The organism is Flavobacterium luminosum (genome assembly GCF_023635005.1).
GTDB lineage: Bacteria > Bacteroidota > Bacteroidia > Flavobacteriales > Flavobacteriaceae > Flavobacterium > Flavobacterium luminosum.
In genome coordinates this window covers 13,162-28,628 of the sequence record NZ_JAMLJM010000003.1, presented here as the reverse complement: position 1 = coordinate 28,628, position 15,467 = coordinate 13,162, and the positions used below count along the sequence as shown (strand labels likewise).

Annotated in this window: 12 protein-coding genes; 10 read left to right on the top strand and 2 right to left on the bottom strand. The window is 31.6% G+C overall.

Going from position 1 to position 15,467, the window contains the following annotated elements:
• Positions 1-116: 116 nt before the first annotated feature.
• Positions 117-1,253 (top strand): glycosyltransferase, encoded by a 1,137-nt coding sequence (locus NAT50_RS05160; protein ID WP_250592087.1) that lies wholly within the window; start codon positions 117-119, stop codon positions 1,251-1,253.
• On the opposite strand, the gene NAT50_RS05155 is transcribed toward NAT50_RS05160, so the two are convergent.
• Together NAT50_RS05155 and NAT50_RS05150 are read right to left on the bottom strand one after the other, a co-directional pair.
• Complete coding sequence (locus NAT50_RS05155) at positions 1,229-2,317, bottom strand: glycosyltransferase (RefSeq protein ID WP_250592085.1); 1,089 nt, start codon at positions 2,315-2,317, stop codon at positions 1,229-1,231. The two genes, NAT50_RS05160 and NAT50_RS05155, sit on opposite strands and share 25 nt — an antisense overlap.
• 12 nt (positions 2,318-2,329) lie before the next feature.
• Complete coding sequence (locus NAT50_RS05150; RefSeq protein ID WP_250592084.1) at positions 2,330-3,226, bottom strand: glycosyltransferase family 2 protein; 897 nt, start codon at positions 3,224-3,226, stop codon at positions 2,330-2,332.
• Positions 3,227-4,117: 891 nt separating this feature from the next.
• On the opposite strand from NAT50_RS05150, the gene NAT50_RS05145 reads away from it, so the two are divergent.
• The 9 genes from NAT50_RS05145 (at position 4,118) to NAT50_RS05105 (ending at position 15,464) form a co-directional block, all read left to right on the top strand.
• On the top strand, positions 4,118-4,657 hold the full coding sequence (locus NAT50_RS05145) for a lipocalin family protein (RefSeq protein WP_250592083.1): 540 nt from the start codon (positions 4,118-4,120) through the stop codon (positions 4,655-4,657).
• 564 nt (positions 4,658-5,221) lie between these two features.
• On the top strand, positions 5,222-7,147 hold the full coding sequence (locus NAT50_RS05140; RefSeq protein WP_250592082.1) for a tetratricopeptide repeat-containing sensor histidine kinase: 1,926 nt from the start codon (positions 5,222-5,224) through the stop codon (positions 7,145-7,147).
• Positions 7,141-7,791, top strand: a complete 651-nt coding sequence (locus NAT50_RS05135) for a response regulator (protein WP_250592401.1) — start codon at positions 7,141-7,143, stop codon at positions 7,789-7,791. The genes NAT50_RS05140 and NAT50_RS05135 overlap by 7 nt, the downstream gene beginning before the upstream one ends.
• 99 nt (positions 7,792-7,890) lie before the next feature.
• The gene (locus NAT50_RS05130; RefSeq protein WP_250592081.1) at positions 7,891-8,598 is read left to right on the top strand and encodes a hypothetical protein; all 708 of its coding nucleotides are present in this window, start codon (positions 7,891-7,893) and stop codon (positions 8,596-8,598) included.
• A 5-nt stretch (positions 8,599-8,603) separates the two neighbouring features.
• On the top strand, positions 8,604-9,833 hold the full coding sequence (locus tag NAT50_RS05125; RefSeq protein ID WP_250592080.1) for a hypothetical protein: 1,230 nt from the start codon (positions 8,604-8,606) through the stop codon (positions 9,831-9,833).
• A gap of 4 nt (positions 9,834-9,837) precedes the next feature.
• Complete coding sequence (locus NAT50_RS05120) at positions 9,838-11,442, top strand: DnaJ-like cysteine-rich domain-containing protein (RefSeq protein ID WP_250592078.1); 1,605 nt, start codon at positions 9,838-9,840, stop codon at positions 11,440-11,442.
• A 31-nt stretch (positions 11,443-11,473) separates the two neighbouring features.
• Entirely contained in the window at positions 11,474-12,832 is a 1,359-nt protein-coding gene (locus NAT50_RS05115; RefSeq protein ID WP_250592076.1) for a hypothetical protein, read from the top strand.
• A gap of 2 nt (positions 12,833-12,834) precedes the next feature.
• Positions 12,835-14,142 (top strand): hypothetical protein, encoded by a 1,308-nt coding sequence (locus tag NAT50_RS05110; RefSeq protein WP_250592074.1) that lies wholly within the window; start codon positions 12,835-12,837, stop codon positions 14,140-14,142.
• A complete protein-coding gene (locus tag NAT50_RS05105; RefSeq protein WP_250592072.1) occupies positions 14,142-15,464 on the top strand; it encodes a hypothetical protein in 1,323 nt (440 codons plus the stop codon). Before NAT50_RS05110 ends, NAT50_RS05105 begins: the two co-directional genes overlap by 1 nt.
• Positions 15,465-15,467 lie beyond the last annotated feature (3 nt).

Here is a 15,467-nt window from a genome sequence, read left to right as displayed (position 1 = left end):
TTATTCTTTTTTTAATCAAACATAAGTATAATTTTTTTAGATCTTAAATTGTTGTGTTGAGTTCTGAGATTAATACTTATTGCATTACTTTTACCTTGAAAATAATTTAACTTATAATGAAAATACTTTATTTCTATCCCGAAAATCCGTTTGAGTTAAATCAAGGGAATAATGCTAGAGCATTAGCATTACTTCGATATTTTAAAAGTAAGATTTATAAAGTTGATTATGTTGGAGTTGCTTCAGAAATATTTTCTGAGGTTGATTTAGAATCAATGAAAAAAGCTAATTTGATAGAAAATGGTTTTCTTTTGAGAAGAGATGAATGCATTTCTAAAATTTTAGGGTATTTGTTTTCTTATGCAATTCCAAACAAACTAAAAGGAAGGATTAGAGATTTTGATAGAACAAGATTTGGTCATAAAAAACAGTTTTCAAAAATTTTGAAAGACAACCAATACGATTACATCATTATTTCGTATGCCTATTGGGCTGAATTAGTAAGAAAAAATAAGTATTTAAAAGAAGCTAAATTAATTATTGACACTCATGATTTTTTGACTTCTCAGTTTCAGAATCGAAAGCGATTTAACTTAGGGAAGTATTTTAAGAAAGAAATTGAAATACTGAATTTCTTCCCAAAAGTTATTGTAATTTCTTCAGATGAAAATTATCTTTTTTCGCAATTTGTTACAAGTGAAATAATTACAATTCCTCATTTTTTGGAAGCTAAATTTCAATTGAATAGCATTGAGAAAAAATATGATTTGGTTTATGTTGCCAGCAGTAATGAGCATAATGTGAAATCAGCAAAATGGTTTTTTGAGGAGGTTTATCCCAAATTAAACCCTAATTTGTCCATTTGCGTTGTTGGAAAAATTAACAAACATATCCCCGAACTTCCCAATGTTACTAAAATGCATTTTGTTGAAGATTTAAATCAAATTTACAGTGAATCAAAAGTAGCCATTTGCCCGATGCTATCTGGAACTGGACTTAAAATTAAAGTCGTTGAAGCCCTTTCTTTTGGTTTGCCAATAGTGTGTAGTCCAAAAGGAATTGATGGCTTAACAAATAAAACCGATAATGGCTGTTTAGTTGCCGAAGATGCCACAACCTTTTCAAACTATATTGAACAACTGATGATTGATGACAATTTTTATCAGCAACAGCAAACGTTATCAGCCAATTTCTTTTTAAAAAATTTATCCGTTGAATCGATTTATTCTCAGTTAGATAAAGTTTTTAAATAGAGTATTACATCTCGTAAATGTTCTTTTGAAAAAGGTTTTAAGCTATCTTCACTGGCATTACTTAATTTTTGCCAAAGTACTTCGTTTTCGTAAAGTTCTATAATTTTAGTTGCAAATTCATTGGAATCATTTGTTATTATTGCTTGATGGTTATTGGTTAAATTCATTCCTTCAGCACCAATATCGGTTGTAATCACAGGTAAATAGTATTCAAATGCTTGACCAATTTTACCTTTAACGCCAGCACCATATCGCAATGGAGCAACCATGAATTTGCTGTTTAAAAAGTAAGATTCGACTTTAGGAACATAACCTAAAAATTCAAACATGGGGTTTGCAATTCCTTTGATTTCTTCTACAACATCTCCAATAATTTGCACTTTTATATCCTTATTGATTTTCCAAACTTTCGGCATAACTTTATGGTAAAGAAAGTGAATCGCATCAATATTTGGTGTATGTTTTGAACCTATAAATAAAATATGCTCTCTCTGGTTAAAAGCAGGAATGTCTTTTTTATTCACTTTTGTATAATGAATATTTGAAATCGTTATTACTTTTTCTGAAGATACATATTTACTAATGAACTCTTTTTCTTTCTGTGAAATGGCTATGACAATAGCGGCTTTTCGAATTAATTTGGTTTCAATTTTTTTGTATTTGAAATACCTTTTATAATCCGAAATTTTAAAAGGATTTATTTGTAAGGATCTTTTATATCGTAAAAAATGAACATCTACCATATCATAAATAATTTTTGATTCAGATAAATGCTGTGTTACAAAATTTAGATTTTTTTTAAATGAAATTGGACCATTAAACCAAACGTAATCTACATTTTTTAAAGATTGAATTTTTTCAATTTCTAAAAAGTTTACTATTACAACTCCCATTTCTGAGAAAAAATGCCAATATTTACTATTAGAATTCTTTTCTTTAGTTAGAAAATAACATTGAAAATCACAGTTATGAAACTCTTCAATAATCTCTTTTAATCGATTAGCGCCAGAATCTTTATCGTATGTTGGAAGACTGTTACTAACAAAAACAATACTTTTTTTCATCTTACCTTTTAATTATTTCTGTAAAAGAGAATGGTTCAATTTGCCACCTTTCAATAGCACTTTGAAAATCTCCCAATATTCTGGTTTAAAAAAGCTCCTAATGAAATATTTTAGGATTAAGAATCCTAAAATAAGTTTATGAGCTAACCAACCGTAATGTTTTTTAATGACATATAGAGTGGAAAGTTTTAACTCCGTTTTTATAGCAATCGATTTTTCTGTACTAGCGCCTTGAAAATGAATAAATTGTGCCTCCGGAATTAAATAGGCATATTTGTTGATTTTTAATAATCGTTTGCAAATATCTGTTTCCTCTTGGTATAGAAAAATATTTGTGTCAAATCCACCAATTTTATTAAAATCTTCATTTTTAAATACCATGAAACTCCCACTAACAAATTGTCCCCTTTGAGGTTTAGAGTATACTTTTTTTCTTTTTGGATATCTTTTTGGGTTTATAAATTCTAGAAAGGCTCTTCCGAAAAGCTCCTTACTTGGTGAGGTGAAATGATCAAGAGTAGGTAAAAAAACACCATTTTCCTTAAATGATTGTGGACCACAAACTCCATACGAAGGATTGTTTTCAAATGCATTTAGTATAATTGAAAAACAGTCGTTAAGAAGAATGGTATCGTTATTAATAAAAGCTAAAAAGCGCCCTTTTGCTTCCGATAATCCAATTGTATTTCCACCTGCAAAACCACTGTTTATTGGATTTTTGATTAACTTTAAATGAGTATATTTCTTTAGTTGCTCTTCTAAAATTTTGATATCTGTAATCTCAGAACAATTATCCACTATAATTATTTCATAATCTATGGTGTCAGAAATGGTGTTAACAATACTTTCAATGCAATTTAAGGTATATTTACTTGTGTTATAGTTAATGATTATTATTGATAAATCCATTTGTTTTAGTACGGTAATTTAAATAAAATGTGTTTTATTATTTACAAAATCAATCAAAACTTAAAACGCAAATTCGCTAAAAATGTTACATGGATCTACAGTAAAAGCATAATAGGCAATGAGCAACAGATGCTATACGTTTTACCCGAATTAGCAAAAAGAAAGATTGAAAAATTTAGTTTTTTAAAGATTAGGTATTTGAAAGTCTAATGGACTAAAAAAATAATCTCGTTTATTGTAGTCAAAGATAGAAAATTAAATAAACTGAGCTCAGTTATTAGTGTTCAGATTTCAGCTGTCAGTATTCAGTTTTGAAGTATTATTTAATGCGCATGGGCATGAATTCTTTTATGAACTTACCTTAACGTAACGTAAAACTTATATTTACTTATGAGCCTTATACGGTTTAAATTTTGTTTCATGGTTTCAGATTTTCTTCGAATGTTGATTGTATTTCTTTTTACAGGGGTACCACAACCTAACCGTATCTATACCGTATCTATTAAGCATCCATACTGGAACTAACCTTTATTGATTTTGTTTTCCTTATTTTAATATGGTTTTAGTTTAGTTTGTATTTTCTATGAGTTTGGTGTTTTTTGAGAAGAAATAACTTAAATTTGAAATAATAAGTAGTACCACAACTAATAATAAAATAAGAATCTAACTGGGATGAAGTACTAATTATGTATCGTACGACTATGGTAAGAATTATATTAATTATCAGTGTAATGATTCACGAGGAATTGTGAGTGATGTTGAAGAGATTCCGAAACGAGTTCGGAATGACAGGGGAGGAGATTCCAAACAAGTTCAGAATGACAAAAAATACAATACTTTAATTAAAAAGTATTAAACTTCTTAAATAGGTAAAATAAAAAATCAAAAACAATGAAAATCAAAACCTTACTTCTTTTATTCCTGATGGTTACTCTGATGACAGGATTCTACTCTTGTAGTACTATACCGAATGGAGCTGTGGCGGTTCAGTCTTTTGATAAAGAACGCTATCTAGGGAAGTGGTATGAGATGGCGCGATTGGATTTTAAATACGAACGAGATTTGAGTAACACTACCGCATTCTATTCTTTGAATGAAGATGGTACAATAAAAGTCGATAATAAGGGGTATCATACCAAAAAGGAAACATGGACGCAAGCCATAGGCAAGGCGAAGTTTGTTGGAGCGGAACATGTGGGGATGCTTAAAGTATCTTTTTTTGGACCCTTTTATTCGGGATATAATGTCATTGCCATCGATGAAAACTACCAATACGCTTTGGTGGCGGGGAAAAATCTTAAGTATTTGTGGATTTTATCTCGTAAGCCTCATCTTCCTGAAGCGATTAAAGAACACTATCTTAAAATAGCCGATTCGATTGGATTTACTACCGCAGACCTTTTATGGGTGAAACATGACCAAAGGAAATAAAGAATAGATGGGGTTAAGATTCCAAAAAAGAGCTCGGAATGACATAAGGGAGGTGATGCTGAAACAAGTTTAGTATGACATATGTAAAGGTTTAGCGAAGAAGGCTTGGAAGCTTTAAAGCGATTATTGTCAGTTAGAAAGTATGATTTTGTTTTAATTGATATTTCACCACGAATACTAAATACGTATTTTTTCGTATTGAGAAACTAAAGGTCTTAGGGCAAATTTGTAATTGGTTTAAGACTTTAGATTATGAATACCATGATATTGCTTTTACTTTTTTTGCTCTTCGTTTTGGGAGTGCACCTCATAGGGATGAATGTAATTTTAAAACAACAACATCATCTGCAAATGGAACAGTTGAGGGAGGTTTTTAAAAAATTATCAAAGAAGCATGAAATCTTACAACAGAAGGTATCTATTTGGAATGATTTTCAAGTAAATTACAATCCTTTTGTGAAAAAAATTAGTGATGAAATCTTTCTGTTTCAGAAAATACTATTAGAAATACTTTTAAAAAGATAATTCATTACTTTAGTCATAATGATTGAATCCGGTATTTGTATGAAAAAATTTGCTTTTCTATTGATTTTAATTAGCGGTGTTAGTTTTGCGCAAGATTTGCAACAACATATCGCAGCGTTAAAAAAAGAATTAAAATCAAAGCCTAACGTAGAAAGAACTACCCAAATTTATTCTGATTTAACCTGGGATTACATGGATGTTTCGCTTGATTCAGCCATAGTTTATGGAGAAAAAGCGTTAGCATTAGCTCATAAAACCAAGAAACACCAACTTATTTCTCAATGCTATTCTAATTTAGGAGGTGTTTATTTACGTAAAGAAAACTTCATAAAATCGGAAGAAAATTATAAAAAAGCAATTCAAATCAGAACCTTAAATAAAGATTTTGAAGGAGTAGCCAAAGTCAAAATCAATATAGGAAATGTATTGGCAAGTAAGCAAGATTATGTGCCAGCGACTAAATATTTTATTGAGGCAATTCAATATTTTGAAGGTAAAAATGATACCATCGTAAGTTTGACCAAAGGGAATCTAGGTTTGATTTTCTTCGAAATGAAGAACTTTCCGAAAGCCATTAAATATTTAGAAGAATCAACCGATTTTTTGAAAAAGAATAACATGCAACAAGGTTTGTGTCACACGTATCTTTCTCTTGGTGATGTGTATTTGGATAAAAAAGACACTTTGAAAGCTCTGAATTCATACCAAATAAGTCTCGAAAATTGTAAATCATGCAAAGACAATCTTGGGATTTCAACTCTAAATCAGCGAATAGGTGCAGTACATTCCGCAAAAGGAAAATCAGAAAATGCGAAAAAGTATTATCAAATTTCAGAGAAACTTTTAAAAGAATTAAATTCTGAAATTGAGCAAACGAATGTAATGTTATCAAAATCGGAAGATTTCATTCAACAAAAAAAATATCGTGAAGCTTACGAGATGTTATTGAAAGTTAAAAAGATTCACAAAGAATATGACTCCGATAGATATTTGTTAGAAACCTACAAAAAATTAACGTTAGTTTGTTTGTATCAGGAAATGAAAGATAGTAGTGCTTATTATTTTAATAAATATACAAATTTAAAAGATGAAAAATTAAAAGCTTCGGTATTGGAACAAACAGCAGAGTTGGAAACTAAATATCAAACTGCTGAAAAGGAAAAACAACTGTTGCAAAAAGAAGCTGAAACAAAAAAGAAAACTACCACAATTATTATTTTATCATTGTTGATTTTTTTCCTTGCAATTGTAGGGTTTTTAATTTACCGTCAACAACGTCTTAAAAATGTACAACAAAAACAAGAATTTGAATTACAATCGGCTATTGTTCAAATTGAAAATCAAAACAAATTACAAGAGCAACGTTTGGCAATTTCAAGAGATTTACACGATAATATTGGAGCACAGTTGACTTTTATTATTTCTTCGGTTGAAAATTTGAAGTTTGGTTTTCCAGCAATGGAAACTTCAGTAAAAAATCATTTGACTAAAATTAGCGATTTTACTAAAACCACCATTGTAGAACTTCGTGACACGATTTGGGCAATGAATGCGAATGAATTTACATTTGACGATTTAAGTTCCAGAATTTATAATTTCATTGAAAAAGCGCAATCGGCCAAAGAAAATACCACGTTTAAATTTACGGTGGATGATCGTTTGAAAAATTACCAATTTTCATCTTTAGAAGGAGTTAATTTGTATCGAACCATTCAAGAAGCCGTGAATAATGCCATAAAATATGCGGATGCCACTGAAATTTCTGTTCAGGTAGAACCCAGTAGAAACGGTATTTCAATTATAATTACCGATAATGGAAAAGGTTTTGAGGTACATGCCATTGAGGTAGGGAATGGCATCGTGAACATGCAAAAACGCATTGAAGAAATAGGAGGGATTTTCAAAATTCAATCCGAACTTACGAAAGGAACTCGAGTTGCTATTACATTAAATAAAGAATCATGATTCGCATTGCCATAGTCGACGATAATACATTTTTACAAAAAACAGTTCAAGATAAATTGAGTTTTTTTGCTGATGTTGAAGTCCGCATCAAAGCGATTCATGGTCAGGATATTATTGAAAAATTAGAAAAAAATCACCATCTCGATTTGATCTTGATGGATATTGAGATGCCGAAAATGAATGGGATAGAGGCTACCGCGATTATTAAAGCGAAGTTTCCACAAATCAAAATCATTATGCTAACGGTATTTGATAATGATGAGAACATTTTCAAGGCCATTAAAGCCGGCGCGGATGGTTATTTTCTCAAAGAGGTCAATCCTCAGGAATTGTATAACGGAATTCAAGAAACGCTGTCAGGAGGTGCCGCAATGACTCCTTCCATTGCGATGAAAACGTTGAAGTTGTTAAGAGAGCCTTTGATTTTTGATGATTCGATCGCCAAAGAAGAAATCAGTTTGACTTCAAGAGAAATTGAAGTTTTAGAGCAGCTAAGCAAAGGCTTAAAATACAATGCCATTGCTGAAAATCTATTTTTGTCGCCCGGGACCATACGCAAACACGTAGAAAATATTTATACCAAACTTCAGGTACACAATAAATTAGAAGCCATTCAAAAGGCAAAAAATAATAAGTTGATTTAATCAATATACGCATTTTTGCGTATTTCTTTACGTACTTCTTCCTCATAATTTTACTTCATAATTAAGACAAAAAATGTTTTACTAATTCTGAAGATTATTATGAAAAAACTATCCTTATTTTCAATACTTATTTTGGCTTTTGCTTTTCAAAATGCAACGGCTCAATTAGACAAATTAGCCATAAAATTTAATACGGGAATGTCGTTCTCAAAACCTGGAGACGATTTAGGCGAAGTTGCAGTTAAAGGAAAAGCGATGCAGTTGTTTACGAGTTTAGAAGGTTCGTATCATGTGAATTATACCCAAAACACCCAGTTTGGTTTTAAAGGGGCAGTGGTATTGGGACAGGATTGGGCTAATTTTTTAGCCGCTGATAGAAGTACCGAATTAAAAGTATCTGTTCCTAACGCAAGATTAAGAGTTTATCCTTTGGCGTATCACGGAAATGTGGAAGAGGCTTTTGAAAAAATAGCACCGGAAGGTTTACCTTTTCTTATTGAAATCCCGGTTTGGATTGGTATTTATTCGAGTATTAACAGTTTACATTTTGACTACGGAATAGGAAGCGGTAAAATTCTTGAGACAGATTATATCGGCATCGGTTTTCAAGATGAAACGGTAAAAAGAACAATGAAATATGTGGGTTGGGGATTACAACCGGTAATTTATCAATCAGAATCAGAAAAATGGTCTTGTAATGCCGTTTTTGATTTTGGGAAATACTCCTGGACTAACGCCAATGGAGGGACGTCTTCTTTTAAAAGCAACCACGTAGGATTTGGTGTTCAGTATCACTTTTTAAACTAACAATCATGAAAAAAGGATTTTATTTTGCGGGTCTTTTGGTTCTTTTGTCTTGTTCTCCAGAGGCGGGTTCGGAGATTGAGGGAGGAGAAGGAAATTCTAATAGCACTTCTGTACAAGAAACACAGCAGGCTAAACAGTTTTATCATTCGAAAGGAGTTCAATTCAAATTCCGATCGTATTGTAGGTTGGATGATAATAACAATAATCACGGATCTACCATCTTTCAGCTGATAGAAGAGGATTCTAAAATAGCATTCTTAGCCCATAATTCGGTGTATGCGATTTCTCTGCAGAGTTACAATTTTATGACTAATGTACAAGGGGAAATTGCCACTCCGGCTACGGCTTCCAGTTCGGGTTTGGTATTGGATTTAAAAGGAGATTTTTATGTAAACGAAGCAAATCAGTTAACATCGATTTCTTATGAAAACCCTTATGGGATGGGTGCTATTGGAGAAGGAACAGCCAAGTTTATTAATCATTCTCTGAATACCAATAATGGACCTTATTCCCCTTTGGCCAGCGGCTATATGTTCTATTTGGGAAATACTTTTTACATGCTGAGTGCCGGTTTGAATTCAAATAGTGGGGCACCCAGTTTATATACTCGGAATAATACGACCTCTACATGGAGTTCACAATTGGTTCCGGGATTTGTTTTGGATACCAATAACAATTATTGTACGAGCCATATTTTAAAAGTGGGAAATACGGTGTATTGGAGTTGGATTAATTATGATACTTCTTTAGACAATGGAAAAATGAATATTATTTCTTTTGACGGGACGAATTTTAGTTCAGTGACTACTTTAACAGGTATTGGCACTGTAGGTTTGTCGGGTATCGATAGAAAAAACACGGTTTTTTTAACCGAAAACAGCGCTACGCCAAATCAGCCTTTTATTGTGATGAAACGCTACGGAACAGCAACATACGATATTTTCAAGTTTACCGGAAGTGCGATTACAAGTGTTGTTTCAAATATAACCGTTACACCAGGTTTTAAAGATATAGCAATTGTCAATGATGTGATTTATATTCTATGTAACGATGAAAAACTATATAAAGTTTCCGGGAGTTCTTTAATAGCGACTAATTTCTCTGCCATAGGGAGCGAAGCTGTAACCGCAATAGAACCCACAACTAGTGGACTTTTGGTGGCTATTCATAAATATATCAATTCGACACCACAACCTAAAGATGTGTCAGATGTAATTCTAATTCCTAACAACTAACATTATGAAAAAGTACTATTTGTTTGGTTTTCTGCTGCTCGCTTTTCAAATTGTCACAGCACAAGAGTCGTGGTTGAAACATATCCCTATTCCAAAACCTGAGACATTACCTCATTATACAACCATTTACGAAGATGAAAAAAGTATAGATTTTCCCAAGAAAACTGAGAGTAAAACGTTTCAATTGAAATTTAAAATAACCGAAGCTAAATTTGAAGGGCGATATACAGATATTCTTATTGGTAATAAGACATATTCTGGCTTGGTTGGGGAAGTCAAATTTAAAAACGGAGATAGTTATAAAGGTACTTTATTTTTTAATTGGAGAAGAAGATTTAGTGATGGGGTTTACACCAAGAAGACGGGAGAAAAGATTCATTTTTTTGAAAATGGAGAACCTTTTAATACGTTAAAATACCAATTTAAAAACGGAGATTCTCTCGTGGTAAACAGAAGTAAACAAGAAGGGAATTCTTTTTATGAATTGGGGACTTATTATTATCAAGACGGGAGTACTCTGGATTTGTCTTATTCTAACGCAAATGGCTATGCAGGACCGATAGAATACAAAGGAAGTAATGGTTCTTATGTTCAAGGTAAATACCTAAGTAGAAATGAACCAGGAGGTTTTTGGAAAATAATTAATGATGGAACTTTGACTTACTTGAATTACTCCGTTCAAAATAATTGTATAGGTACCACTTATTTAAATAATGAATGGAATGTAATATATAATGGTATTGCATACAAAGCTACTAAACTGAATGAATTTACATTTTGCTTTGACGGGAACTGTCACAACGGAGCTGCCAAACTTTTAATTAACAAAGAAAATCAAAGAGGAGTTGCTGAAGTAAATTTTCTTAGTGGAAAAATTCAAAACCCTGTAGATTTCATTTTTTATGACGATTTCTATTTAATGAAGCAGTATGCACTAAAAGCAAATTTAAACAAGAACAATCTCATTGATGGAATTTGTGATTTTCAGTATTTAAATCATTTTCATTTTACAGAACCTTGCCAATTTGTGTATAAAAATGGAAATATTATTGAAGCAAAATATCAATTTAAAAATGGAGATGTTTACACAACATTTAACCCTTTAGACGAAAACGAGGCCTATATTGGAAACTTAAAATTTGCGAATGGACATCGCTATGAAGGAACTGTTAATAAACATTTCCTTCCAGAAAAAAGAGGGATTTATTATTTTAATGATGTTGATTATATTGACGATAAACTATGGAGTAATGGCAAAGCTGTACTTGCTGATTTGTACAAAAACAATAAGAAACAAGTGGGAATTTACAGCTTTGATGTAACCAATAAAAAACTAGAAGAACGGCATATTACAATTTCATTTGAACCAACAGTGCAACCTAAAAAAGCCGAAAGTAATCGACGTTTTTACAAATGTCCTACTTGTACTGGTAGCGGAAATTCTTTTATGGTTTGTCCTGGTTGCGGTGGAGCAGGATACAATTCTAAAGCTACTTTAGTTTACAGACAAGGAGGAACCGACAAATGTGTCTATTGTAAAGGCTCCGGCAGGTATCCTGTTGCGTCTTGCGGCACCTGTCACGGCACAGGAGAAGTGTATCAGGATTGATACGGTTTAATTAATTCTAAAGAAAATAAATATGAAAAATTTTTTGATTATAGCATTGTTAGCAGCCAGTTTTACTAATGCGCAAATAGCAAAATATAAGGCGTCTGATTTTCAGTTGAGTTCAGATGTCACGAAATATGAAACACAAGAATTTTATTTTGATGCAGGTCAGAACAAATATCAAATGAGTAGTAAAAAAACAATCTATTTGAACAAAGGGTTGGTTGCGAAAATTGAAAACGTAATGAATTACTTCATTTATGCACAAAGTGTAAATACATTCAACTATAAAAACGGTCAATTGGAAAGTATTGAGACATTGAGTTCAAATTCGTTATCAACAGAAAAGTTTATTTATAAAAACGGAAAAATTGTAGAACGACTCAAAGACGGCGATTCCAATTCAAAAAGTACCTACGAATACGATGCAAAAGGGAATTTAAACAAAGAAATGGTTCATGAAGATGGTGCTTTGGTAAGAAGAATTATTTATAGTAATTACACTGCTCCCGGTACGTATTATAAAAAAGCAAATAATTGTTATAACGAAACCGAACAAGGAACTCATGAACAATGGTTTAAAAATGGTTTTATGATCAGAGAAAAATTAATCAGCAAATATTATCAGGGCGAAACCTCTTATACTTATGATAAATTGGGTAATGAAGTTACTCAAACCTCTGATGGGAAAAGTTGGACAAATAATTATAGTTATGATACTAAAGGAAATGTGCTTAAATCAAGAGTCATTCAACAAGGTTTTGATGGGATGCCCGATACCAATTATTTCACTTTCGCCAAAGTAACTTACGCTAATGGGAAAACAGAAGGCAGCTTAGATTTTGATGTTAATTACGTTAAAAAATATGAACCTAAATCGGCTTCCTATGAAGTGAGCTTTACGTTTAATGAAGTTTCAGGAGAAGAATTGAATAATGCACTTGACGACTTAAAAGCTTTAACGACTTCAACCTACAAAATCAAAAAAAATGAAGGAAACACGTTTACCATTAAAGATGCTAACGGTGAGGAAATTACGAATGATGTGGAAGCGGTAAAAAGCAAAAATGATATTTTGGTGTATGATATCTTGTTCAAAAAGTCGGTATTGTTGAAAAACTTCTACAATGATGAGGTAAAAGTAGGGGAATGGTATACTATGATAGAGTTGCCATCTCCAACCGGTTTATACTGGATTTTTTCTGAAGCACCTGAGTTTTATGTGATTCAAAATGGCGTTTTAGCCGATATGTCCTTGTACAAATTAGTAAAAACACAAAAAGAAGATGATTTTATCGTACAAGAAGCGGGAATTGACAAATACATCATTCGCGATTTGAATTCGAAAGGTTTTGAAACCTTTTATCCATTAGAATTTTTAAATAATTAGTTATGCGATTAGGAGTTTTTTTTAGTCTGATTTTTGCCTTTGGATTGGCTCAAGAGAAGCATCTAACTTCCGATTTTCATCTTTCGAAAGATGTTGTGAAATATGAATCGGTAGAATATAAATACAATTCTGCAATTAAAAACTTTGAAGTTTCAAAAACTGAAATTTTAGAATTTAAAGAAGGTAAATTGGTTCAGAGAACCCATCAAGAAACAGGGATTTTTGGTGGCGTTATGAATAAAGTTGAAAAATTCACTTACGATCCAAAAGGGCAATTATTGAAAATTGAAGCCGAAGGAAGATATCCAAAACAATTTTTCTATGATAAAAACGGAAAGCTAGTCAAAATTTTTATGGATAGAAATACTGAAGCTTCCATATCAGAGGAGTTTACTTATGATACAAAAGGAAATTTAATAAAATGGGTTAAGAAGACCGGTAATACCATAGATGAGGAAAGAACATTTTTCAATTATACTCATCCGAAGAGTTATAAATATCATTTAAAGTATTATCAATCTCAAAAAAATGAATTGTTGTTTTCAGAAGAAGGTGAATACAAAAATGGGAATAAAATTGCTTACAAACATATTAGCGCTAAAGACAATAAAGAAACGATTTATAAATTAGAATATGATGTTTATGGAAATCTGCTAAAATCCACAAGTAATGCTAATTATCTGTATGAAACGGTATATGCTTATGATGAAAAAGGAAATATAATCAAAGAGCGAAGCAATGATGCAGCCGATTTATATTCGAAATTTTCAAAAGTAACGTTTAAAGACGGAACTACTTCAGGGAGTACAACTTTTGCGCCTTATTTTACTAAAGGAATACAGCAACCTATTCTTTTAATGGCAATGAATAAAAATCCAAAAGAGAAATATAAGGTAATGAAAACTAGCCCAACGCATTATGAAGTAAAAAATAGTAAGGGTGAAATTGTTCCCATCAATCCGAAGGAAAGTTTGATTTTTGAACAAAAAGATATGTTTTTTTACGATGCCAAAACCAATGAAACAGTGGTCTTGTTTGGATTATTTACCGATGCTTACAAATCAAATGAATGGTATGAAACGGTTACCTATAATTCACCAACAGGGAAATACATTGTAGTAAATACCGATTGGAATTTCTTTATTCTTGAAAAAGGAAATGTTGTAGAATCGTCTCCATACAAACTTCACAAAGGTATCGATGGAAATACCTTAGTGATAGCAGAAAATGGCAAAGAAAAATATTTTGTTCCACATTTAGATCAAATGCAAGCTTTAGTAATTTATCCATTAGAATTAATATCGAAATAATGAAAAATATAATTCTACTCTTTTTTTCGGTGTGGAGTTTTGCCCAACAACAATTTAGAACTTCCGATTTTGGTTATTCTGATGATGTGGTAAAAGTGGAAGAATCGCTCTATAAGTTTGATAAAAATCAAAGCAAATTTGTTAAAGAGAACTACTACATCACAGAGATTAAAAACACCTATGTTCAAAGGCAAATTTTAGAGAATATTTATCAAGAAGAAAAAATTTCAGGGGAATATTCATATGTCTATAATTCCGACTCAACACTGAAAGAAATCAATTATAAACCCATTATAGGTGATTTTGGTCATCCAATCAGATTTTTATTTCAGTACGAAAAAGGAAAGTTGAAGAAAGTAAATGTAGAACACATGTCGTCTACTACTTACGAATACGATAAAAAAGGAAATCTGATTAAAGAAGTGGAATTAAATGCAGATGATGAACCTTCGGAAACCATTTTTTACAAAGACTATATTGATAAAAACAGTTATACCAAAATCAAGAAAAACAACGATGGTTCAGGAAGTGATTTTACCAAAGAAATTTATAAAGATGGGTTGCTCATCGAAAAAAACATGGTTTCAGTGGATTTTAATTCGACTACGAAATATTCTTATGACCATTTTAGAAATGTGGTCTCTCAAGTGTATGACGATAGCTCCCGAATAGATTTTAATTACGAATTTGATGCAAAGAACAATCGGATAAAAATCGCAAAAGTGATTCCAGCATTGCCCGATGATAATTCGTTTGCATTTGCGAAAATCACCTACGCAGATGGAACAACTTCTGGGAGCACGGAATTAGATTTAAATTTCATTAAAAAGAACGATAAGTTATTTAGAGCGAAAGATTCGTTATTGCAACAGTATCAAAAAGTTGCTTATTCAAGAACAAATTATTTAACAGTTTTAAAAGGCGAAGATGATAGAATTGAAATTCAAGATTCTTATGATAATAATTTTGAAAAAGTAGTGCAATTAGTTGATACACCAGAGCATTCCAGTTTGGTAATTTTTAATGAAGTAGATCAATCGGTACATTTTGTAAAAGATTTTTATTTAGATGATTTTGCAAAACATGAATGGCATGATGCTATAAAATTGGAATCACCAACAAAAATATTTTGGGTTAAAGATAATAAGTATAAAATTTCATTTTATCAAGACGGAAAGTATTTACAAAGTAGCAATTACTCCATTGAAGATGATGAAAACCCGAAGCATTTGGTGGTAAAATCAGTTGATGGAGCCATTTATCAAATCCAGAATGTTGATGCTGCAGAAGCGGGAAGATTATATCCATTATTTAAAAAATAGAAA